Origin of the sequence: Shewanella holmiensis (assembly GCF_025370255.1) — a bacterium.
GTDB classification, from domain to species: Bacteria; Pseudomonadota; Gammaproteobacteria; order Enterobacterales; family Shewanellaceae; genus Shewanella; species Shewanella holmiensis.
Window position 1 is genome coordinate 16578 of the sequence record NZ_JAMTCD010000031.1, and the last position, 23760, is coordinate 40337.

A 23760-nucleotide genomic window follows, 5' to 3' on the forward strand; every position below is an offset into this window, starting at 1 on the left:
AGTAGCTTGATGCTGTTACATATCAGCTTTGATTCAACCAACGGATACCAAGGACGCCCTATGAACGCCTCAAAACTTGCTTTAGCGGTATCGCTATCTTGTAGCTTATTTAGCTCAACCGCCAGTCAAGCAACATCATTAGAAGACTCGGTTAAGCAGGCATTACCTAAGTTAGAGCAGCTTTACTTACACCTGCATCAACATCCTGAATTATCTTATCAAGAGAAAAACTCGAGTGCTCGAATGGCACAAGAATTGGCCGAGCTTGGTTTTGAGGTAACGGCAAACTTTGGTGGTTATGGGGTCGTCGGTATTTTAAAAAATGGTGTCGGCCCAACCATAATGATCCGCGCTGATACTGACGGTTTACCGATTATTGAACAAACCGGTAAGCCTTATGCTTCAAAAGTCACCACTGTGGATGCCAGTAATAATACTGTGGGTGTCATGCATGGCTGTGGCCATGATATTCACATGACCAGTTTAATTGGCACGGCTCAGCAGTTAATACAACATAAAACCGATTGGCAAGGCACGCTTATGATGGTGGCGCAACCTGCTGAAGAAGTCGGAGGTGGGGCTAAAGCCATGTTAAAACAAGGCTTGTTTAGCCAGTTCCCAACGCCCAATGCCGTGTTAGGTTTGCACGTTAGCGCCAGCATTCCCGCTGGTAAAGTTGGCGTAGTTAGCGGCTATGCACTTGCCAATGTTGACTCTGTTGATATTAAAATTAAAGGCGAAGGCGGTCATGGTGCTTATCCGCATACCACCATAGATCCTGTAGTATTGGCGGCCAGAACCGTGCTGGCTTTGCAAACTATTCCTAGCCGCGAAATCTCGCCGCTTGAGCCAAATGTGGTTACCGTTGGCTCAATTCATGGGGGCGCAAAGCATAATATTATTTCAAATGAAGTCATGCTGCAGCTCACTTTACGCTCATACAACCCAGAGGTGAGAACCCAGCAAATTGAGGCGATTAAGCGCATTACTAAGGGCATAGCGATCAGTGCGGGTCTAACGGATGATTTAATGCCAGAAGTGAAGGTGCATGACGATCAAACTATCCCCTCTACCTATAACGATCCTGTATTAGCGGCAAAAGTGAAGGTCAGTATTGAAGCAGAACTGGGGGCTGACAATGTGCAAGTTGCGCCGCCGGTAATGGCTGGGGAAGATTTTGGTTTATATGGCAGAACGGCTGAAAAAGTGCCCATTACACTGTTTTGGCTAGGGGCTGTGGAGCCTACATTGTATGCCGACAGTGTCACAAAAGGTGACACCTTACCCTCATTGCATTCAAGCCAATTTGCCCCAGACTACCCAGCCACTATTACTACGGGGGTGAAAGCCATGACCCGAACGGCGATAGATTTGTTTAATCAATAGTGAATAGAGTGCCTGCATCATAATTGCAGGCACTTTATTACGTGCTGATATTACCTGCTTCAATGCTTTGCTATGGGCATAGATACCGTTATGGAGGTTAAGTTTTGCAGATCATCGATCGACAATTCAATTTCTCCACCTTGAGCTTGGGTAAGTATTTTGGCTGAGTATGTGCCAAGACCAGAGCCTTTCGATTTACCCGATGACACGTATTTATCCCAAAAAGTATCACGTATATCTTCTGGCACAACGCCTGTATTTTCAATTCTGACCTTGACCATTTTGTTGTTCGATTCAAAATGAATAGCTACTTTTGTTCTCATTTTGGCCGCTTCAAAGGCATTTTTTATCAAATTCAATAACAAGGAGTAAGTTAAGATTGGATCCCCTAATACATAAAACTCTTGATTCGGTTCTTCATCGGGAATTTGATATGCTAACAGTTGTTTGTGATGAAACGTGACATGCATAACATTCAAAATACGCTTGATAATATTGTGAATAGAAAAGGGTTCAGGGGATAATTGAAAGCGGCCTGTTTCAATTTTATACAGCACTGAAAATAAACTGATGGTGTTTATTGATTGCTGAGCCATTTCTTCTATTTGATTGATTTTTGTTTGTAATTCTTTTGGATAACTTTTGTCTTGCGCAATCCGTTCGGCCATAGCACTTATCGCAATTAAAGGGCCTTTTAAATCATGATGAACGATATCTTCTACGCTGTCTTTTAACTTCGCCATCGCAAGTATATTGTCATAATTAGCTTGGAGATCACGTTGTAAGTTTACCGTGGCCAGCAAGTTTTTTACTCGTAGCTTTAAAATCTGCGGTTGAATAGGCTTGGTTAGATAATCGATTGCGCCGCCTTCTAGTCCGGCGACTTGGTGTTCAATTTCTGTTAGTGCAGTAACAAATACCACAGGAATTTGGTCTGATTGTGGATGTTCGCGCATGGCTTTCAGTACCTGATAGCCATCCATATCTGGCATCATTATATCAAGTAATACTAAATCTGGCGGGGTAGCGGATTGGCAAATTTTTAATGCTGAAGCCCCATTTTTGGCGAATCGAATTTTATAATCGTCTTTCAGTAAACCAACTAAATATGCCAAATTATCAGGAACATCATCAACAATTAAAATGCTATTGATATCAGCTGCTAATGGTTGCGACGATAGTTCATCGGGATCTTTTGGTGCAAGTTGTTCAAAAAGGTTTTTGCGTTCGGCTTTTAAGGCTTGTATCACTCTTGCTTGTAATGTTTTAGCCGTGAAGGGTTTGGCGATGATGTTCGAAACATTATATTTTATGGCTTGTGTCACCATATCTCTGTTGGTATGAGCAGTAACCAGAATGACCGGAATAGAGTGCCATTGTGGATTTGAGCGCATCGTTTGTAACACTTCAATACCATTACCACCAGGCATAATCCAATCAAGCAGCACAATATCTACGTTATTGTGTTCCAGTGTTTCTAATGCCCTACGGCTATTTTCAACAGGTAATACGCGGCCAAAACCATGTTGTCGCAATTGTTCAACCATGATGTTACGCATGGCATCCATGTCTTCGATAATCATTGCTGTCATCTGATTCAATTGCATAAAGCTATTCCTTTACTAAATTCAATGAGGTGGTTAATTGCGTTAGTTTTTCGATGGCTAAATCAAACTCAAATTGCTCAACATCATTTTTTAATGATTTGAGTAAGGATTTGTGTGGTACTAACTTCGATATGCCATCTAGCTGGCTAACCCACTCTAATGCTTCTGTATTATATTGTTCTAAACAAAGATTAAGCTGGGTCAGCATTTGCATAATCACCTCATCATCTAATTCGCGTTTAACTGTAAATTGCTGATTTTTTTGATGCCACTTATCCAGCTCAGTTAGTAGCACCGTAAGATGTTGATGTAACTCATGGGTATTTTTTGCAATTAATTGCCAATCAGGGCTATCGCTATTATTAACTAACAGTTCAATGTCAGCGGCAGTATGGCTGGCTTCATTTGCCCCAATATTTGCCGTGACTCCTTTCAATGTATGGCTACTTAGTTGCATTTCAGCTAAGTCTTTTGTTGCAAGTGCTTGATTTTGTTGGTTGATAAGTGTTTCACCCGTTTGGATGAAAGAACGTAACAATTTGCTATATAAGCTTGAATCTTGGTTGCAATACATCAAGCCTCTTTGGGTGTCTAGTCCATTGATTTTAGGCATTGAGATTGATGATTCTGTCTGTTTGCTCTTGGCAACCAGAGACGGCTTTTTAGGTGATATCCAGCGCGCCATGATGCTGTATAAGTCTTTCACATGAACAGGTTTATTGATTTGATCGTTCATACCCGCAGCGATGCCTTTGTCCACGTCTTCTTTCATGGCATTTGCTGTCATTGCAATAATGGGTAGGTCAGTAAACTGTTTATCTGCACGGATACGCCTCGTGGCTTCATATCCATCCATTAGTGGCATTTGACCATCCATGAGTACGCCATCAAATCGCTGGTTTTGGACTAATTCAACGGCTTCAATACCGTTATTGGCCACAGTAACTTTTATACCTGCTTGTCTTAAGAGTTCTATTGCTAACTCTTGATTTAATAAATTATCTTCAACTAATAATATTTCGGCACCGGCTAATCTTGATTTAAGCTCGAACATGGATTGTTCGGCATGTAATTCACTTGTTGTTGGGGCATCGCCCGTTATCAGCTTGACTGCGGCATCACCCATGCTTGCAGGTGTTAGTGGTTTAGTGATTGAAAAAATCTGATCACTTTCACTCATCAATGCATTGACTTCATCTTGTTCAGAAAGTTTATTCACTATGACCAGCTTTGATGCCGGATTTTTCCTCAAAACGTCCAATAACGTCGTGTTGCAACTTTCAAAATCACAAATAACATAAACTGGGGTGTCTGATGCTGGCTCGAATGCCCCTTGCTGTTCAAGCGCTGTACTTGTTTCATCTGCCACAATTGTATGCATACCAAAAAAATGAGCATGCTTTACCAAATCATTGGTTATGATTGCCGGGAGTCCAATTAAGGTAAACGTTTTGCCTTTGGCGGCTTCATATCGAATGATTGGATCATGATCTCTACCTTTGGGTAAGGTTAGGGTTAAGTAAAATCGACTGCCTTTTCCTTCTTCGCTTTCAAGATAAACCTCACCTCCCATTAAGTGTGCAAGGCGCTTACTGATTGCTAACCCTAGGCCTGTTCCGCCATATTCTCGCGATGTAGAGGCATCAACCTGCTCAAATGACCCAAATAATTTGGCTTGCTTGTGCTTTGGTATACCGATGCCAAAATCTTCGACGCAAAAAGTAAGATCAATATTTTTACCATTTGGTATGGCGTTGCCCCTGATAATAATGTCGCTATTGGGATGAGAAAACTTGATCGCATTATTACAAAAATTGATTAAAATCTGACCTAGTCGCATGCTGTCACCCATATAAAATCTTGGGTAATCAGACGGGAAATCAAATAAAACAGTGATGTTTTTCTCTTCAACTTTGAAGCTGATGATGTTAGCTAGATTGGAAAAAACATCGAAGATATCAAATTCTGCCGATTCGATATCCATTTTGTCTGCTTCAATTTTCGAAAAGTCTAAAATATCATTCAAAATACCCAGCAAAGAACTTGCAGCACGGTGAACATTATCGACGTAGTCACGTTGTTTGCCTGTCAGCTCAGTTTGTAATGCTAAATAAGACATGCCGAGAATAGCGTTCATTGGGGTACGTATTTCATGCGACATATTGGCTAAAAAATTAGACTTTGTTTGATTGGCAGATTCCGCAGCTTCTTTTGCACTTGCTAATTCGGTTTGAATGAGTTTGTCATCGGTAATATCTAATGCCCAACACAAGTTGGCATTTTGGCCACCGTGAATTGTAGGGTAAGCCGTAATAAAGATGTCTCTGATGGTGCCATTGGGTGTTTTGAATTGTGTTTCAAGCTGTAATTCTTCCCCAGCATTAAGCTGTAAAATGGCATTGAAATCATTGCGGTTGGCAAAGATATCCGCGACGGAATGACCGATATTTAGCCCGGTCATTTCGGTGATACGTTTGTTGGTATAACGACAGGTATTTTGCACGCAAATCCATACACCAATAGGGCTTTTTCCTAGGATGTTTTGTAATACATCGCGCTCTTGAATCAACAGTCTATTAATGCGTAATTTTTCGCTGATGTCATGAAAGGAGCCAAGAATACATTGAAGCCCTTCTAATTCGACAACTTTAAGGGTTGCTTCAATCGGGATATGTTGCCCAGTTGAACTCAGCATTTCAGATTCGTAAATATGCGTCCCTTGTTGCAGCGTTTGCGCTAAGCGGTTTTTGAATAAATGCTGCCGCTGACTCGCGTCGGCGGTATAAAATAATGTCGGCTGCATGCCTATCACATCACTTTTGGTTTTGTATGAAACTAAATCGAGAAGGGCTTGGTTACAATCGAGTATGGTGCCTTCGGTATCAGATAACATACAAGCTTCAATAGAGACATCAAAGAGAGACTGAAACCTTGCCCTACTGAGGTTAAGCTGTTCTTCGGTTTGTTTGCGCTGGGTAATCTCTTTGTTTAAACGTCGATTCCAATAGATAAAAACACCAAAGACGACAGTCAGAATAATCGCTAAATTGATAACCCAATTGATGACTTGTTGTCTCTTGATCCCAAAGTCGTAGCGTACATTAATCCAGCGATCTCTGATCTGTTGTTTTCGAGTCTCAGGGATATAGGCAAAGGCTTTATTTAATATACTTTTAAGTTCAGGCCAGTCCTTTCTGACACCAATGGAGACCCCGAATCGATAATCCGACAAATCAACAATATTTAAATCGTGATGACCAAAAGCCTCTAACATATTGGATGCCAATGGATAATGAATAAAGGCTGCAAAGGCTTGATGTTGATTAACGGCATCAAGCACATCTTCTAAAGTGTTGTAGGAAACAACCGTCAGCTCAGGATGCTCTGCTTTTAATTGCACCTCGGTAATGTCCTCTGCCACCACGGCGACTTTTTTTCCGGTTAAGTCATCAAGGCCGTTGATCTCGTCGGCATCGTTTCTTGTGACAATCACCGCGGGAAAGTAAGCCAGTGCATTGGTAAATAACATGTCTTTGTCACGAGAATGATGATCTGACACGGGTGAAAGCACATCTATTTTTTGTTGAGTAAAATCATTTAGTAGTAGCTGCCAAGTTTCTGCGGAGCTGATGTTAAATTGTAACGGTAGCAGCGGGCTTATTTCGGCCAAAAAGTCGGCAATAATACCGAGTTGTTCACCCTTGTCATTAATAAAGTCTAACGGCGCGGCATCGGGGTCTACACCTAGATTAATGATGGGATGCTGCTTAATAAAAGCCTTTTCTTCTGCGGTTAAATTATTTAAAAATTGCTGGACATCATAGGAGTTGATCAAATCTGATACTTTGAAGTCCATTAACAGTTTTTTGGGGTTAAATGTGAGCGAGGTTTTTTTAAAATCAATATTTTCGTCCTGCAGATTTAAGAATGGCAAATAGCTTTTATAATTACCCGCTGTCACTACCACAGGTGGGATCACGTAATCGAAACCTTGGCGCTTGATCTGATTATCATTTAAATAATCAAACATCTGTACCGTTGCAAATCCTCCCATCATGTCTGCGCCTATGGTCGCAGCATTGATTTTATGCTCAGGAATGTCAGAAATTAATTCAGGAAGCCAACTTAATGCGCCAATAAGGGGCTTTGAAAAGGGCTGTTGCTCGGTTTCTAATACAACAGCTTTAGCCAATGACGCATTCATTGCCACAACTAAATTGATGTCATTGTTTTCAGACCGGGCAAGCGCATATTGTTCTCTCGCGATTTGTGGGTCCCAATTGGTGTACTTAATGGTAATAGGCGCATTTTTCCAACGTGCAGAAATATACTCGACCATGTCATTGACTCTGTTGATCACCGAGATATCGTCTGGGTTGCCGCCTAAAATTAAAATATTCGGTTGCCAATCGGCAGATATTTTTTCGTCAACCAATTGTTTTATAAGGTTTTGACCTGAATCTAAATCTCTGCCAAAGCGAGCAATCCAATTTAAACTGTCTGCTTTGAGAGAGCGTCTTGACTCTTTTAAATTGGAATTAATTGTAATGACGGGAATGCGATGCTCTTCAGCCTCTTTTAACAGTGTCGGTAAAATATCGGTATTTTCAGAAATGATGATACCGTCGGTTTGTGCTTCAATCGCTTTGCGGCTTAAATTGAGCAACATCGAATTAGTGTTATCACTGTAAACAATATTGAGCTGAACATTGAGATCATTTGCTGCGAATTGAGAGTAAGTGGCTATTTCACGCCAGAACGGTCTGTCCGCTTCGAGGATCATGGTGATGCTTTTTTGGGGCTTCTTTTGTAGAGCACTTTTGGTTTGTTGCAAAAGTTTAGATGAAGCGGATTCGTTTGCTAGCGCCGGCACAGCGGTTAATTGGTCTGATAATGTCGTACTATTCCCATTGACGGAAAATAACATCAACAAAATTAATAAATATAGTGCAGTTAAGTGTTTGATGTATAACTTTATTGGAGTCAAGTTTATCGGGTTCATCACATTTTCTTGCATCATTAATTCCAATTGGTTTTATGTTGTTTCTGTTTAGGTTAGCTGGTTAAGGGCGTGTTTTGAATTTGTCGGCATTGTATTGCCACTGCAGATTGATGCTCTGGGTCGAAAACAATAGCACATGTTTTACTCATCAAATCCTATTGCTTGGTCGCTTTTTATACTAGCCTTATAATTTAAGATAACCGTAATCATACTTAATGAAATGCTCATAAACTAAACATTTAAATATCAGATAACACTTATTTGTTTAATTTGTATGCATGCATTGTAATTATAGCTGGAGGCGTTAAGTTAGTTTGTTTTTGTTGTTATGTTTGTTGCTTTTTGGTGGGTGTATTGGCGTTATTGTAATGATTGTTGTGTGTTATTTATTCGTCTTCAGTTATATTCCCGCTCCCCCAATAATTGGTTAAAAAATAAACCAAAATAGCTAGAGGGTAATAATGGGTTTTATAACAGTGCTGTTTGATAATGTTGACATTAAGCTGGAGAGATAGCGGTGAATGAAATGACAGTGAAACCTACGATTCTAGTCGTTGATGATATGCCGGATAATATTCGAATTATTCACGGTGTTTTAGCAGATAAATTTACTGTAAGAGCTGCGACATCAGGCCAAAAAGCATTGGAACTTGCTCTTATGGAACCGCTTCCAGACCTCATTTTATTAGATGTTATGATGCCAATAATGAATGGGTTTGAAGTTTGTCAGCAACTAAAGCTTGATCCCAATACAAGCCGAATCCCCATTATTTTTGTCACGGCTAAAACGGAAGAATGGGATGAGCAAACGGGTTTAGAATTAGGCGCAGTTGATTATATTTGTAAACCAATCAGTCCTGCTGTGTTAACGGTTAGAGTCAAAAATCAATTAGCATTGGCAAATCAAGCTAGGCAGCTTGAAGATCTAGTCAAATTACGAACTAAAGAACTAGAAAACACTCGCCATAAAATTATCCTTAAATTAGGTCGAGCTGCTGAATTTAGGGATAATGAAACCGGCTTACATATTGTTAGAATCGGTCATTTAAGCCAGATGTTGGCGCAGCATATCGGTGCTACTGACACATGGTGCGAGCACATTTTGCATGCTTCGCCTATGCATGATATTGGCAAGATTGGTATCCCAGATGCCATTTTATTAAAGCCGGGTAGGCTAACTGACGATGAACGCACCATTATGCAGCGACATCCCATACTGGGTGCTGAAATTTTAGAGGATGACGATAACGCCCCATTGCTGGTTATGGCAAAAGAAATCGCGTTATATCACCATGAACATTGGAATGGTAATGGCTACCCAACTGGCATAAGTGGTAAAGATATTCCTTTAAGTGCCAGAATCGTTGCCATAGTTGATGTGTTTGATGCGTTAACGTCTACTCGACCCTATAAAAAACCATGGCCGACACAAACTGCATTAGATTATATTGCTGACGGTGCAGGTAAACAATTTGATCCCGATTTAGTGACGGCTTTTTTAGCATGTCGCGATAAAGTCGAACAAATAAAATTACAGTTTTGGGAACCTGAATCGCCAGAACAACCGATGAGTTAATCCTTTTTTACCTTTAAATTAACGAGCCATTATGACCATTATTTTCACCACTAACGTTGGCGATATTCACATTGAAATTGATCTAGAAAAAGCGCCCGTGAGTTCAAAAAACTTTTTAAGATATTGTCAGGAAGGCTTTTACGAACAGACTATTTTTCATCGTGTGATTAAAGGTTTTATGATTCAAGGCGGGGGCTTTACCGCCAATATGGAAGAAAAACCCACCCACGCGCCGATTGTGAATGAGGCTAATCGTGGGCTAAGCAATGTATTAGGCACCATTGCAATGGCACGCACAGATGCACCGCATTCGGCTACCGGGCAATTTTTTATCAATACTGCTAACAACAGCTTTCTTGATCATACCGCAACCACCAATAATGGTTGGGGGTATGCCGTTTTTGGTAAAGTCATTGCTGGCATTGACGTGGTTAAGCAAATTGAAAAGGTAAAAACAACGACTAAAGCGGGCCATGAAGATGTGCCTAAAACACCTATTATGATTGAGTCTGTCACCATAGTTGAATAGACGAGTGATCACTTAACCGCTAGTACAATAGGCGGTGAATATGAAATGGACTAACACAGCCTGTTGTTAGTCCTCTTTTATGGCGATGATTTTTATCTTTATACTCAAATGCCATTTTTAACGGGTAAATAGCCGACATTTTTGGTGTTTTCTAAGTGTTTATTAGTCAAGACTAACCATATTGTAGATTTAATAAGACGCTGTTATTTATCGTTTTTCATTGTTTGTTTCATTTCCCTTTAATCTTACCCCGCTAGCTTCTTCATTATTCTGCTTATTAATGTTAAAACTATGAATGCCGCTTTATTGCTAATACTTGTACTCACTAGATTAAGGACACTATGCAGCTTTCTGACACCGATTTTCAGCGTTTAAAGCAAGCAAAGCAATTGCTAGAAAATCCTGGGCTGGCCGCCAAAATTACTGATGCAATAGGTAAACCGATTGAACACGGTTTTGCTTTATTACCTAAAACCGTGAGCAATGGCATTGGTAAAATCACTCAAATGGCATTAACCAAAGCGGTTGATGCGGCACTGTTTACCTTAAAAGATGCGTCATACACACAGTCTTCCGATAAATGGCACAAGCTTGGTGTCGCACTGAGCGGCGGTGTCGGCGGCTTTTTTGGTTTAAGTGCCTTAGCGATTGAGTTACCTATTTCAACCACCATCATGTTACGTTCAATAGCCGACATTGCTCGCAGTGAAGGTGAGCAGTTGAGCGATTTAGCAACCAAAATGGCCTGCATAGAAGTGTTTGCGTTTGGGGGGGAAAGTCTTGATGATGATCAAGCAGAAACGGGCTATTTTGCCGTTCGCACCGTATTAGCTAATTCAATAGCTGAATCAGCGCAATATGTAGCAACCAAAGGGTTCAGTAAAGAAGCCGCGCCAATGATGGTAAAAATTGTCACAATAGTGGCCGAACGATTTGGCGTGCAAGTGACCCAAAAAATAGCGGCGCAAGCCGTACCTGCTATTGGCGCAGCAGGCGGTGCCATCATCAATACATTATTTATTGATCATTTTCAGGATATGGCTAGAGGTCATTTTGTTGTTCGTGGATTAGAACGAAAATATGGCGAACAACAGATAAGGGAGTGTTACGAGGCGATTCAGTAATACAGACTATGTCAGCACTTTCATCAACATCAAGGACAGAATAACAATGAGATTACCCACCATGGTTAAAGGGATTATTGGCTCAACAGTCTTGTTATCAGCGTTGAGTACAGGTGTCGCAGTCGCCAATGAAAAACTCACTTTTTTAGAATATACCCTTGAGGCGGACATTGAACTGGTTCAACCCGTTATATCAGCCAATATTATGGACAACGAAGGTAATGAACTTGTCGTGATTGGCGTAGATGAAAAATATCAGCGTTGGTTGTATGTGTATGGTTTCAAAGAGGACAAGCTGAGTTTACTTGATAAACAGCCTATTGATCCCTCATTGTTTCGTTACGATGTCTATCAACCCGAAGAGGAAAGTGAAAAACTTCAGCTACAAAAACTGTACTTTTTGAGCGCAGATAGCTTGTGGCAGTATCAGCCAGGTCATCCGGTGTTGGCAGCCATCTCAGAAGAATCAACCCAAGGTCAAATTAATAAAGTTGCACCAATCAGTTCTATTACGTTAACTCCTAAAGCCGATTATATTTCCCGTGGTAATTTTGTAAAAGATATCAATAATGATGGTATTGCAGATATCGTTTTGAGTGACTTTAAAACTCTACACCTACTACTGGCAAATAATAATCCCGTTAGCGACTTACAAACCTTTACCTTGCAGTCATTACCACTTTTACCAAACATTGAATTAACCGATAGTGGAGCGGAATATAGCCAGCCAGAATTGTATTTTTCCGATGCGAATTTTGATAATCGTGATGACATTATTAAAGTTGGCGAAGGTTTATTAGAAGTGTATTTTCAAAAAGATAATGGCCAGTTTACACCTAACGCAACATTTATTTCAGTCAGTCAGCCCATTAGTGGCGTGGATTGGTGGAAGAAGCGTGATGCCTATGGTCGGCAGTTAGATCAAAGTGATTTGCTGTATCGAAAAGTAGAAAAAATTGCCGATATCAATGCTGATGGCATAACCGATTTAGTGATTAGATACACCAAAAGTAGCGGGGTATTTGATCGCAGTAATGACTACGAAGTCTACCTTGGCAGCAACAAAAATAATGTACTCAGTTTTGGCCGAAAACCTAGCAGTGTCATCCGAGCTGACGGTACATTAACAGGGCTAAGTTTTGTTGATTTAAACAAAGATAACCAATTTGAAGTTGTGGTGTCAGGGTTTGATATTGGCGTATCTCAAGTTGTCGGGGCATTGCTGTCAGGCAGTATTGATCAAGATGTGTACGTATTCAAAATGGACAATGCATTTCAGTTTCCTAAACAAGCTAATGTTACCAAAGAAGTGGAGTTAAGTTTTAGCTTAACGTCAGGTCAAACCGGTGAGCCTGTGATTACCTTAGGCGATTTAAATGGTGATGGATTTAAAGAGTTATTGTTGTCCGATACCGAAAAACGCCTAAAAATATTTCAAGGCCAAAGTGGTGACTCGCCATTTGCGAGAAGCAGTGATGAGTTAGCCTTTACCTTGCCAACAGAAGGTTCAATGGTGTCGGTAACAGATATCAATCACGATGGAAAAGAGGATTTAGTGGTGCATTATGGCCGCCAGGATGCCAAAGAGATGCAGCGTAAGGTGATTGTGTTTGTCGCTCAATAAGGTTGAAGGCCATAATGAGTTGGTCGCAATTATAGATAGCACTCAGCTGTACTAGCTCAGCATTGACAGTCTTTGTTTTTGTCTTGTTGACCTGAACAGGTCAATTAAACTGTTAGCCTATCTCTTAGTGCGGTGCAGGAGAGTCATTCGCTTGCATTGCACTTACCCCCTTGATGCGAGTATCAGTATTATTCAGTACCGTCTGCAATTGAAAATCTAGACATATAAGCCTTTGTTTAGATTATTTTTCATATCAATCTATCCGCATCGACAGTTGCCCTGACAATGCTTTCGGCAAAATATTCAAGGGTAAATATTATTCTGATTGCAATGCTTGTGTTTGGTTAATTACAGCAACCTTGCCACAAATACTTAAGCATTTTCTTAACGTGATAGCGATCATAAAAACACACATTGAACGCAAAAGAGTCTTTAGCTTTACGCTGTAAAGAGTAAACTGCGCTAAAACATGTAAAAATTATACATGATTAAATAAGTAAAGCAGGAGTGTGTTATGTTTTGTGTACAATGTGAGCAAACAATTAAAACCCCAGCGGGAAATGGCTGTAGTTATTCTCAAGGTATGTGTGGCAAGTTAGCTTCAACATCCGATCTACAAGACTTGCTAATTTACATGCTGCAAGGCGTATCAGCTTATGCAGTCAAAGCCCGCGAGATGGGTATTGTAAATGGCAACATTGACACGTTTGTGCCTAAAGCATTCTTCTCAACCCTGACTAACGTGAACTTTGATGATGACCGTTTAATCGGTTATGCCCAACAAGCCCAAGCTTACCGTGAGCAATTAAAAACGGCTTATGAAGCAGCTTGCCAAGAAAAGGGCATTGATGCGGTAGTGATCCCAGCACAAGGCACCTTAAACCTTGCTGCAAGTAAACTTGAAATGTTAGAGCAAGCACCAGTGGCTTTACTCAATCGTGGTGAAGTACATGAAGATATTTTAGGGTTACGTTTGTTATGTCTTTACGGTTTGAAAGGGGCAGCGGCTTATATGGAGCATGCCCGCGTACTTGATCAAACTGATGCTGATATTGCTGCTGAATTCCATCAAATCATGGCCTTTTTAGGTGAAGATTCGGTTGATGTGGATAAGCTTTTTAACACTGCAATGCAAATTGGTCAGCTTAATTATCGTGTGATGGCGATGTTAGATACTGGCGAAACGACAGCATTTGGTCACCCAGAGCCAACTCAAGTCAATACTAAAATTGTGAAAGGTAAAGCGATTTTAGTCTCTGGTCATGACATGAAAGATCTAGAGCTAATCTTGCAACAAACCGAAGGTAAAGGGATTAACGTTTTCACCCACGGTGAAATGCTGCCTGCATTAGCGTATCCAGCCTTTAAAAAGTATTCCCATTTAGTGGGTAATTTTGGTAGCGCTTGGCAAAACCAGCAAAAAGAATTCTCTAACTTCCCTGGTGCGGTGGTGATGACGTCAAACTGTATTATTGACCCTAACGTGGGCGATTACTCTGACCGAATTTTTACCCGTAGCATTGTGGGTTGGCCTGGAGTAAGCCACATTGAAGGTGAAGATTTCAGCGCAGTGATCGACAAAGCCTTATCACTTGAAGGTTTTAAATATGACGAAATTCCTCATATGATCACCATTGGCTTTGCGCGCAACGCACTGATGGCCGCTGCGCCAACTGTGGTTGAAAATGTCAAAAATGGTTCTATTAAACACTTCTTCTTAATCGGTGGCTGTGACGGAGATAAAGCTGAGCGCAGTTACTTTACTGACCTAGCTAAATCAGTACCTGATGATTCACTTATCCTTACACTAGGTTGTGGTAAGTATAAGTTTAATAAATTGGAATTTGGCGATATCAATGGCATTCCACGTTTACTCGACGTAGGCCAATGTAATGATGCCTACTCTGCAATTCAATTAGCGTTAGCGTTAAAAGATGTGTTTGAGTGCGACATAAATGAATTGCCATTAAGTTTAGTGTTGTCGTGGTTTGAGCAAAAAGCGATTGTGGTGTTGTTAACCTTGTTATCTTTAGGGGTTAAAAACATTCGTACTGGTCCAAGTGCCCCAGGTTTCTTAACTGAAAACCTAGCCAACATCTTAGAACAACAGTTTGGGTTACGCACCACAACTGATGTTGCAACCGATTTAAAAGCCATGATGACTGCGGCGTAATATAGGTTGGACGGCGATTAAAGTGTTAGGCTTTTATCGCCGTTTTTTATGGTTATTTGTTTAGTGTAAAGGTGTTTTATGACAGCCTCAGGATTTTCATTTTCAGCCGCGTTAGCCTCCGCTCAAACCGAGAAAACCTCGTCATTATCGACAGCCGACAAGTCACTTAAGCCAGCCACGCCTATAGCTGGTGGCTTTTCATTTTCAAATGCATTGGCAACAGCGCAAACTGACAAGCAATTAAACGCCACATCGACAACAGCTAAACCTGCGGGGTTTTCGATGACAGGCGCGTTATCCTCTTTAGGAACGAAAACTAACGTTTCTGAAGCAACGTCAGTTAATGCGGCTAAATTACTGGCTGCAGATAATTGGCTGCGGGGTGAAGTCATATTACGCTGCGTTGAAAAATGGCACGAAACCCATGACGTAGTGAGTTTTCGATTTCAAGGTGTTGAACCGGTAAAGTTTCACTATAAACCAGGGCAATTTATCACCTTCAAGCTTGAAATAGACGGTAAGCCCGTTTACCGCAGTTACACCATAGCTTCATCACCTTCACGCCCTTATTCATTGATTGTGACCATTAAACAAATTGAAGGCGGATTAGTGTCTAATTATCTAGCAGATCAATTAAATGTTAATGATGAAGTGACCGTAGTGGGCCCAGATGGCGCCTTTAATATTATTGATATTCAAGCAGATAAATATCTGTTTTTAAGTGCTGGAAGTGGGGTGACGCCGATGCACTCTATGTCGCGTTGGCTATGTGATACTGCAGTGGGCAGCGACATTGCATTTGTGCATAGCGCGCGCAGTGCTGACGATATTATATTTGCAGAAACGATGGCGACTATGGCCGCACGATGTGACAGTTTATCGTTAAGTTACGTGTTAGAAGATATAACCGCCAAGCAAAAAGTGATTGATAGTAATCGCAATATACAATGTGCTTTGGGGCGATTAGATATTAGTAAGCTAGCCAATTTGGTGCCTGATTATCAGTCGCGAACTGTGTTTATTTGTGGGCCAGAGCCATATATGGCAGCGGTAAAAGCCATGTTGCAACAGGCAAAATTTAATATGACTAACTTTTATCAAGAAAGCTTCGCTAGCGCACCTCGCACAGTTGCAAATAAAGTATTACTTAGCCCGAGCGAGCATGCTGCTGCGGGGGGCTTTATGTTAAAAATCGCCGATAAAGATTTTCCACTTGGTAGTGATCAAACCCTACTGGAGGGGATTGAAGCCCAAGGTTTACCCATTATTGCAGCGTGTCGAAATGGCGTGTGCGGTGCCTGTAAATGCCAAGTCACCACAGGCAGTGTTGTCACGAGTAGTACTGCCACATTAACCACAGATGAAGTCGCCTCTGGCTTTGTTTTAGCCTGCTCAACCAAGATTACGTCTGATGTCAATTTAACCTTATAGCGGTTGTTTTATGTTTTACAAATAAGTCTGCCATAGCAGGCTTATTTGTATTCGGGTTAACAGATAAACAAATGAGCTTTTAACAACGGACACTCAATCACTTACAGTCAAACTTGAACTTTGTACTGATAGCAAGGTTAATTTACGCGTCAATAGCTGGCCTATTGCAGTTAATTCAACGCTGTTAGCGGTGCAAAAGACTGTTTGAAATTCATTTATTATCCCGAGCTGAGGTTATTTATCATCCATCATAAATATTGTTGTGTTGATGTTAAAAACTTAATGACATCGCTGTCATTTTTGTGGTGTAGTAGACAGGTTAAGCCTAAAAATAATAACTCTGCATGCCAACTGAAGTAAGGTTGTTCTATGACATTGAAAACAAAAATAATATTATTTGCTACCCTGCTATTTGTCTCTACTCTTGGTATCGCATTCGGTGGTTTGCATGCGTTATCCGACTCCAGTCACAGTGATAATATTGCCCGCATTAATCAATTAATGCGCAGTACGGCCAATATTGTGACTCAATTCGAACAATTTCAACGATCAGGTGAACTTACCGAAACTCAGGCGAAAGCGTTAGCAATACAGGTTCTGCGTGAAAACAAATACCATGATTCAGAGTATGTTTATGTTGTCGATAATCATATGGATTTTGTGGCGACCCCCCATGACCCACAACTACATGGCACCAGCTTTAATGATTTTGTTGATGCCAATGGCAAAAGTATCGGCCGCATGGTGCAACAACTCGTGGGCAGTCAAACGGGTAAAATTATCACCTATGAATGGACTTCAGAACGTGAAGGCAAAGTGGTGGCCTTAACGTCAGTGGTACAGCAATCAGACTTGTGGCATTGGTATGTTGGCACTGGGATCAGTTATGCCGAGGCCGATGCTCGGTATTGGTCTGTCGCAAGTGGTTTGCTGACATTTGCCATTATTATCGCCATTGTGTTATCGCTCAGTTTAGCTCGATTTGGTTTCAAATTGCGTCACTCTTTGGGGGCTGAAATTGAGCAGGTACATCAGTTTGTATTAAGTGTGTCTCGCGGGAATTTACGTCAGCAATCCAGCTTTGCCAATGCCCAAGATGACAGTGTGGTAGGGGCAATGAATTACATGCAAGTTGGCTTGCAAGGTGTGGTGCAAGGCATTAAAAATGTGACTGATATTTTACATCATCAGGCTGATGGGTCAGCGAAACGCTCAAATGAGTTAGACCAACTCACCCGTGCAATGCACGATGAAACTCAAATGGTCGCCTCAGCGATTACTGAATTAACCGCATCATCGGCAAACGTGGTAGAGCATGCAAAGCAAGCTGCAGAATCGGTTAATGCAGCCGAAAAGCAAGGCATCAATGCCCATCGATTGACCCAAGAATCTGCCACCACCATTTCTTTATTAGAAAACCAAATTGAAAGCGCCGGAAAAAATATTCAAGTATTGGATGACGAGGTCAATAACATTGCCAGCGTATTGTTGGTGATCCAAGGGATCGCTGAACAAACTAATTTATTGGCTTTAAATGCGGCTATTGAAGCTGCCAGAGCGGGTGAGCAAGGCCGTGGTTTTGCTGTTGTTGCCGATGAGGTGAGGCAATTAGCACAACGAACGCAAACTAGCACCGAACAAATTAAGCAAATGATCGACAAGCTGCAAAAGGCCACAAAAGATGCCAAGGCATCTGTGGTGCAAAGTATCGCAACTAGTGAGGAAACCGTAACTAAATCGGCGCGAGTGACCGATGAGCTTAAAAATATTGCTCAGTCGTTATCTGATATTGCTCATATGAGTCAGCAGATTTCTGAAGCGGCCACAGAGCAGCTAGCCGCAGGAGAAGATTCAGCCCAGCGGATTGTGGTGATTGCCGATACAGCATCAAAAACCAATACCGTATCTGCTCAAGCCCACAGTGTGAGTGAAGAAGTGAAGCAATTAACTTACAAACTTGAGGCAGAAATTAAAAAGTTTGAGATTTAATCTTTAGTTTCTTTCATTTAAGCAATATTAAAGGCAGCCAAAAAGCTGCCTTTAATATTGCTTAAATGAGATGGGAGCTTGGTTTATCAGGCTAATAAACTGTGACGATTTAACTCAAACGACAATTAACCAAGGTTACTCAGCAATCTCAATATCCCTATGCAAGACACTGTCTGGCATAGGGGGATTCTATCTACCTTTGAATGTGAGATGACTACTTAACCGATAAAGCTTAAATATCCCTGTAGGATAATGGCATTTACGATATCAATGAAGAATGCGCCTACTATTGGCACTACCATAAAAGCTTGTGGCGATGGGCCTGTGCGTGATACTAACGCGCCCATATTCATTACCGCAGTAGGTGTTGCGCCCATTCCAAACCCACAATGACCACCTGCCATTACCGCTGAATCATAGTTACTCCCCATCACTTTAAAGGTAACAAAGTAAGCAAATACCCCTAAGATGATGGTTTGCGCCATTAAAATAATCAGCAGCGGAATCGCTAAATCAAATATTTCCCACAGTTTTAAATTCATTAATGCCATTGATAAAAACAACGCTAATGCAACTGTACCAAGTACATCCACTGATTCACGGTTAATTTTATAACCACGAGAGACTTCAGTGATATTGGTGATCACAACACCGAAAAATAAAGCATAAACAAAGTCAGGCATTTTTAACCATGTCAGATTAAACGTCGCCACCAGATGGCTAGTCCATTGAGAACCAGCAACACAAAGCAACATAATAAATAGCACTTCTAAAATACTTTTTGCGGTAACTCTGTCTTCTTCAAGTTGGTCGTAAGTGACTAAATCAGGATGCGATTTGTGATGTTTTTTTCCCAATCCAAAAGAAGATATTAGTTGGTTTTTATTAATCAGCCGTTGTGCAACAGGACCACCAATAATGCCACCCATGACTAATCCAAAGGTTGCAGCGGCCATAGCAAACTCAAATGTTTGGATACCGTAATCTTGCTCAAAGGTTTGTGCCCAGGCTGCACCAGTACCGTGTCCGCCCGATAAGGTAATCGAGCCTGCAATTAAGCCCATAATCGGCTCTAGGCCTAGCGCGGAGGCAAGACTGACCCCGACGGCGTTTTGAATCACAATATAAACAGAGGCAACCCCTAAAAATAGGAACACTTTAGCGCCACCTTTCATCAGTAGTTTGTAACTAGCTGCTAATCCTACTGAGCTGAAAAACATCAACATTAGGGTGTTTTGCATTGACAGTGAAAACTGTAAATGTATGTTTTGGAAGTGAAGGACTGTGATAATAGTCGCAATAATTAAGCCCCCGACTATGGGTTCTGGGATGTTGTATTTGCGCAAAAAAGGAGCATGACGATTAACTGAATGACCAATAAACAATACCAATAAGGCAATGAGAAATGATTCGAGCTCGCCAATAGTGAAGATGGTATCCATAAGACTCCTAGTCAGTAGATTGGCCTGATATATTTAATTATAAAAGTATAAACGCGAATAAAATAAATCACTTGAATGGAGGGTATCCACAAGCAGAATGCAATCACTTATTCTGACATAAGATCCCGAAAAAGTCTTGTTTGGCAGTATATTTCACTGGTTTAAGTTATTGATTGGTATGGGAGATGTTATTTTTTGTCATCATGATAAGTAAATTATATTTATTGTCGGCGTTTGTTAACGGATATAACCTTCTTTTTACAGGTAATTCGGAGCAATAAATTAACAACGTAGGGCTCAAGTATCAACAGCATATAATTCGCCTATAAAAACACCTCTTTTGTGCATACTGGCAGCTTTAAGTGAAGAACACATCGGTGGTCAATGGATATTCATTGACCACCGCCTGAGTAGAATATTTGCTTATTTATTCGTATTCAGAAGAATAAGTTTCCGAATATGAATGCGAGTAAAGTTCAAAAAGGTTGCCAAATGGGTCTTCTAAGTAAACCATTTGATATGGTTTACTATCATCTTCAGGGTGATAACGCATAATGTCCATTCTGACTTTACCGCCAAATTGTTCTACGCGCTTGATTACACCTTCAAAATCCTTGGTCTCTAAACAGTAATGAAAGATACCAATGCGACTGAAGTCGACATGATGCTTTTCTTGTCTATCTTTCATTTCAAACAGTTCAAAGCCGATGCCATCAGATGTAACAAGGTGGGCGATATTAAAGCCTTTAAAACCTTCACCGAAAACCGCTATACACATTCTACCAATGGCCGTTTCTTTCTCTTCAGCGACGGCAGATTTGTCCATCACAATTTCAAGTCCTAACGCTTTGGTATAAAACTCAACCGCTTTATCCATATTGCCAACCATAATACCTACATGACTCATCTTCATATTAATTTACCTTTATCTAATTGGTGAATTTGTTGCTTGTTCGTGCTGATGAGTGAAGTATATGGATGTTTTTTATGTTCGTGAAATTATCAAAAATTCTCATTTTAATAATTTAAATTTATTAATAGTGCTGAGTATAGAAATAAGTGATTATCATGTTGCTTAAAGAGCAGCTTAACCCTTTGAGCAACATGATTAAATGGTGAATATTCGCTCAAATGTTCCAAGTGGCTTTATCGTTATTATTGGTTGTGATCAGATAGGCGTTAAATAGAAGGGGGTACATGTGGGTGTACATATAAGCAAAAACGGGCTTTCCATTGCTGGAAAGCCCGTTTTCTTACAATCACTGAGACGTTAAGTCTTAGTTCATGCCATATTTCTTTAGCTTCTTACGTAAAGTACCACGGTTGATACCTAACATGTTCGCTGCGCGAGTTTGGTTGCCACGAGTGTGTTGCATGATGATGTCTAGTAAAGGTGCTTCAACTTCACTTAATACCATTTCATACACTTCTGAAGCTTCCTGACCGTCTAACTGAGAGAAGAAGTTGGTTACGGCGCGTTTTACTGCGTCGCGTAATAACTGCGGCTTGATAGTGCCGTTTGCTGTTTCGATTTTGCCTACGGTAAGCTGGTGAACTTCTGTGTTAGTTGTCTGATCAAACATTCTATTCTGCTCTTTAATTAATTTTACACTAATTCTTCAAAATAACATTCCACAAAGGAATGTTGTTGGACAGCGGTTTCAAGCCGATTGAAGTCAGCACGCCATTGGCGTTGTTCTTCTTGGTTTAGGTACCACCCGATGTGCTTTCTCGCAAAACGGACACCTTTGTACTCGCCATATAATTCGTAAAGTTTATTAAGGTGTTCAAGCATGATTAAACGCTGCTCTTCGGCCTTAATTGGCGCTAACTTTTTACCTGTTTCCAAGTAGTACTGAATTTCTTTAAAAATCCAGGGCCTTCCTTGTGCACCTCTTCCTATCATCACCGCGTCAGCGCCCGTGTAATCAAGTACAAACTTGGCTTTTTCGGGGCTGTCTATATCGCCATTGGCAACAACAGGAATCGAGATATTCTGTTTTATTGCTTTAATTGTGTCGTATTCAGCAAAACCTTTATACATACATTGTCGGGTACGGCCATGAACCGCTAGCGAAGCAATGCCACAATCTTGGGCAATTTGGGCGATTTGGATCCCATTACGATTATCAGGGTCCCACCCAGTGCGAATTTTTAGGCTAACAGGGACATCAACTGCACTTACCACTGCTTGTAAAATCTCTTTTACTAAGCAAGGGTTTTGCATCAGTGCTGAACCGGCTAACTTTTTATTCACTTTTTTTGCTGGGCAGCCCATATTGATATCAATGATATGCGCGCCTTGTTCAACATTGAACTGAGCGGCATTGGCCATTAAATCAGGATCTGCACCTGCTATTTGTACGGAGCGTATTCCTTCTTCACCTGAGTGCGCCATACGCACACGGCTTTTATCTGAATCCCAAACATCTGGATTAGACGACAACATTTCTGATACCGCTAAAGCTGCGCCATAACGTAAACAGAGGTTGCGGAAGGCTTGATCGGTGACACCTGCCATTGGTGCCACAATCAGCTGATTCGACAGTTGATAAGGGCCAATTCGCATTTGCTTTATTCACCTTGCTCTTCAAAGGGGCGCTATAGTAGCCCTTTTTTACGGGCTTGAAAAGGTCAATAAATGACCTAAATAAAACTTTTTTACTTGACTTTTGTGCTTAGGCTACGATTTGTGATAATTGTGCGGTTTTTAAACAATTAATTTGACTTTTTGAGCACTGGTGCGTGTTACAGCGAGGTGATTATTGGGTTAAATGAAGCAATAGACGTGTGAATGATGGATGCAAATTTTGTCATAAACACGTCTATGGGGTTAAAAATGGGTTATTTGCGTGTACCGCTTAAACGTGTCCAATCTTCTTTATAGCAAGCGGGTTCCATATCAAACCACTGGCTGTAAAAATCAGAAACTTCTTGTGCCTGTTCTTGCAGTAAACCTGATAGGGCTAATTTGCCTCCAGTTTTTACTTTTTCAGCAATCAGCGGGGCAAGTTCTTTGAGTGGACCTGCAAGAATGTTAGCGACTAACACATCCGCCTGTAGATTTTCTGGTTGATCTTCTGGCAAGTAAAGTGACAGTTTATCGGCCACATCGTTACGTTCGGCGTTAGCGGTTGATGCGTCGATGGCTTGGTAATCAATATCCACACCTGTGACTTTTTTCGCGCCAAGTTTAATTGCCGCTATGGCCAAAATACCTGAGCCGCAGCCAAAGTCGATCACTTCTTGATCGGATAAATCTAAGCTATCTAACCATTCTAGACATAAGGCTGTGGTAGGGTGAGTGCCGGTACCAAAGGCTAGGCCAGGATCAAGGATCACGTTAACCGCTTTAGGATCAGGAATTTCACGCCAGCTTGGGCAAATCCATAATCGTTGTCCAAATTGAATTGGGTGGAAGCTGTCCATCCACTCACGTACCCAATCTTTATCTTCTACTTGTTCTATTTTGTGGGTAAAACCTTTACCCAAAAACGGCATAGATTCTAAAAATTCAATTGTCGGAGCTAAATTGGTTCCAGCATCAAATAAAGCAATTAATACCGTATCTTGCCAAAGCGGTGTTTCACCCAGTTTAGGCTCAAAAATTGGCTCATCTTGTCCATCTTCATAGGTAATGGAAACTGAACCCTGATCCATTAATAAGTCGCCTAACATGTCGGCATTGTCACGGTGAGTGTGAATGCGTAATTGGATCCAAGCCATGGGGTGTTCCTAATCTTTGATAAAATGGGTAGTTAATGACGTCTATTATACCCAAACCAGTTAATAGATGTGCACCTTCGTGTGAATTTTATCTCTTACCGTCTGCTTTAAGAGCGAATTATTTTACTTATTAGACTGAAATCTTGAGGTA

At 41.0% G+C, this 23760-nt stretch carries 15 protein-coding genes; 8 read left to right on the plus strand and 7 right to left on the minus strand.

Translation table 11 applies throughout. The features are described from left to right. Positions 1-60: 60 nt before the first annotated feature. Positions 61-1386 carry a M20 metallopeptidase family protein gene (locus NE535_RS16995; protein ID WP_261299784.1) on the plus strand — a complete coding sequence of 442 codons (1326 nt, stop codon included), beginning with the start codon at positions 61-63 and terminating at the stop codon, positions 1384-1386. 59 nt (positions 1387-1445) lie between these two features. Here NE535_RS16995 and NE535_RS17000 read toward each other — a convergent pair whose 3' ends face one another. Further along, positions 1446-2993 carry an ATP-binding response regulator gene (locus NE535_RS17000; protein WP_261299785.1) on the minus strand — a complete coding sequence of 516 codons (1548 nt, stop codon included), beginning with the start codon at positions 2991-2993 and terminating at the stop codon, positions 1446-1448. Between the two features lie 4 nt (positions 2994-2997). Next, positions 2998-8013 carry an ATP-binding protein gene (locus NE535_RS17005; protein ID WP_261299786.1) on the minus strand — a complete coding sequence of 1672 codons (5016 nt, stop codon included), beginning with the start codon at positions 8011-8013 and terminating at the stop codon, positions 2998-3000. A 508-nt stretch (positions 8014-8521) separates the two neighbouring features. On the opposite strand from NE535_RS17005, the gene NE535_RS17010 reads away from it, so the two are divergent. The 7 genes from NE535_RS17010 to NE535_RS17040 all read left to right on the plus strand — a co-directional run bounded on the left by NE535_RS17010 (position 8522) and on the right by NE535_RS17040 (position 18441). Then, positions 8522-9571: an HD domain-containing phosphohydrolase gene (locus NE535_RS17010; RefSeq protein ID WP_261299787.1), complete on the plus strand. Its 1050-nt coding sequence runs from the start codon at positions 8522-8524 to the stop codon at positions 9569-9571. 31 nt (positions 9572-9602) lie between these two features. Continuing rightward, entirely contained in the window at positions 9603-10100 is a 498-nt protein-coding gene (locus tag NE535_RS17015; RefSeq protein ID WP_261299788.1) for a peptidylprolyl isomerase, read from the plus strand. Positions 10101-10441: 341 nt separating this feature from the next. Next, the gene (locus NE535_RS17020; RefSeq protein ID WP_261299789.1) at positions 10442-11224 is read left to right on the plus strand and encodes an EcsC family protein; all 783 of its coding nucleotides are present in this window, start codon (positions 10442-10444) and stop codon (positions 11222-11224) included. A 46-nt stretch (positions 11225-11270) separates the two neighbouring features. Beyond that, positions 11271-12848, plus strand: a complete 1578-nt coding sequence (locus tag NE535_RS17025) for an FG-GAP repeat domain-containing protein (protein WP_261299790.1) — start codon at positions 11271-11273, stop codon at positions 12846-12848. 514 nt (positions 12849-13362) lie between these two features. Beyond that, positions 13363-15021, plus strand: coding sequence for a hydroxylamine reductase (hcp, locus tag NE535_RS17030; RefSeq protein ID WP_261299791.1), 1659 nt, complete (start codon positions 13363-13365; stop codon positions 15019-15021). A gap of 78 nt (positions 15022-15099) precedes the next feature. Further along, positions 15100-16452 (plus strand): FAD-binding oxidoreductase, encoded by a 1353-nt coding sequence (locus NE535_RS17035; protein WP_261299792.1) that lies wholly within the window; start codon positions 15100-15102, stop codon positions 16450-16452. Positions 16453-16821: 369 nt separating this feature from the next. Then, a complete protein-coding gene (locus tag NE535_RS17040; protein WP_261299793.1) occupies positions 16822-18441 on the plus strand; it encodes a methyl-accepting chemotaxis protein in 1620 nt (539 codons plus the stop codon). A 218-nt stretch (positions 18442-18659) separates the two neighbouring features. On the opposite strand, the gene gltS is transcribed toward NE535_RS17040, so the two are convergent. The 5 genes from gltS to prmA form a co-directional block, all read right to left on the minus strand. Continuing rightward, a complete protein-coding gene (gltS, locus tag NE535_RS17045; RefSeq protein ID WP_261299794.1) occupies positions 18660-19883 on the minus strand; it encodes a sodium/glutamate symporter in 1224 nt (407 codons plus the stop codon). A 427-nt stretch (positions 19884-20310) separates the two neighbouring features. Then, positions 20311-20796, minus strand: coding sequence for a VOC family protein (locus tag NE535_RS17050; RefSeq protein WP_261299795.1), 486 nt, complete (start codon positions 20794-20796; stop codon positions 20311-20313). 364 nt (positions 20797-21160) lie between these two features. Further along, complete coding sequence (gene fis / locus NE535_RS17055) at positions 21161-21466, minus strand: DNA-binding transcriptional regulator Fis (protein WP_011494902.1); 306 nt, start codon at positions 21464-21466, stop codon at positions 21161-21163. 23 nt (positions 21467-21489) lie between these two features. Then, on the minus strand, positions 21490-22452 hold the full coding sequence (dusB, locus tag NE535_RS17060; protein ID WP_188840060.1) for a tRNA dihydrouridine synthase DusB: 963 nt from the start codon (positions 22450-22452) through the stop codon (positions 21490-21492). Positions 22453-22727: 275 nt separating this feature from the next. Next, complete coding sequence (gene prmA / locus NE535_RS17065) at positions 22728-23609, minus strand: 50S ribosomal protein L11 methyltransferase (RefSeq protein ID WP_261299796.1); 882 nt, start codon at positions 23607-23609, stop codon at positions 22728-22730. Positions 23610-23760: the final 151 nt, after the last annotated feature.

Coding starts and splice junctions, on each gene's coding strand:
- NE535_RS16995 (WP_261299784.1), top strand. CDS start 61: ATGAACGCCTCAAAACTTGCTTTAGCGGTATCGCTATCTTGTAGCTTA.
- NE535_RS17000 (WP_261299785.1), bottom strand. CDS start 2,993: ATGCAATTGAATCAGATGACAGCAATGATTATCGAAGACATGGATGCC.
- NE535_RS17005 (WP_261299786.1), bottom strand. CDS start 8,013: ATGATGCAAGAAAATGTGATGAACCCGATAAACTTGACTCCAATAAAG.
- NE535_RS17010 (WP_261299787.1), top strand. CDS start 8,522: ATGACAGTGAAACCTACGATTCTAGTCGTTGATGATATGCCGGATAAT.
- NE535_RS17015 (WP_261299788.1), top strand. CDS start 9,603: ATGACCATTATTTTCACCACTAACGTTGGCGATATTCACATTGAAATT.
- NE535_RS17020 (WP_261299789.1), top strand. CDS start 10,442: ATGCAGCTTTCTGACACCGATTTTCAGCGTTTAAAGCAAGCAAAGCAA.
- NE535_RS17025 (WP_261299790.1), top strand. CDS start 11,271: ATGAGATTACCCACCATGGTTAAAGGGATTATTGGCTCAACAGTCTTG.
- hcp (WP_261299791.1), top strand. CDS start 13,363: ATGTTTTGTGTACAATGTGAGCAAACAATTAAAACCCCAGCGGGAAAT.
- NE535_RS17035 (WP_261299792.1), top strand. CDS start 15,100: ATGACAGCCTCAGGATTTTCATTTTCAGCCGCGTTAGCCTCCGCTCAA.
- NE535_RS17040 (WP_261299793.1), top strand. CDS start 16,822: ATGACATTGAAAACAAAAATAATATTATTTGCTACCCTGCTATTTGTC.
- gltS (WP_261299794.1), bottom strand. CDS start 19,883: ATGGATACCATCTTCACTATTGGCGAGCTCGAATCATTTCTCATTGCC.
- NE535_RS17050 (WP_261299795.1), bottom strand. CDS start 20,796: ATGAAGATGAGTCATGTAGGTATTATGGTTGGCAATATGGATAAAGCG.
- fis (WP_011494902.1), bottom strand. CDS start 21,466: ATGTTTGATCAGACAACTAACACAGAAGTTCACCAGCTTACCGTAGGC.
- dusB (WP_188840060.1), bottom strand. CDS start 22,452: ATGCGAATTGGCCCTTATCAACTGTCGAATCAGCTGATTGTGGCACCA.
- prmA (WP_261299796.1), bottom strand. CDS start 23,609: ATGGCTTGGATCCAATTACGCATTCACACTCACCGTGACAATGCCGAC.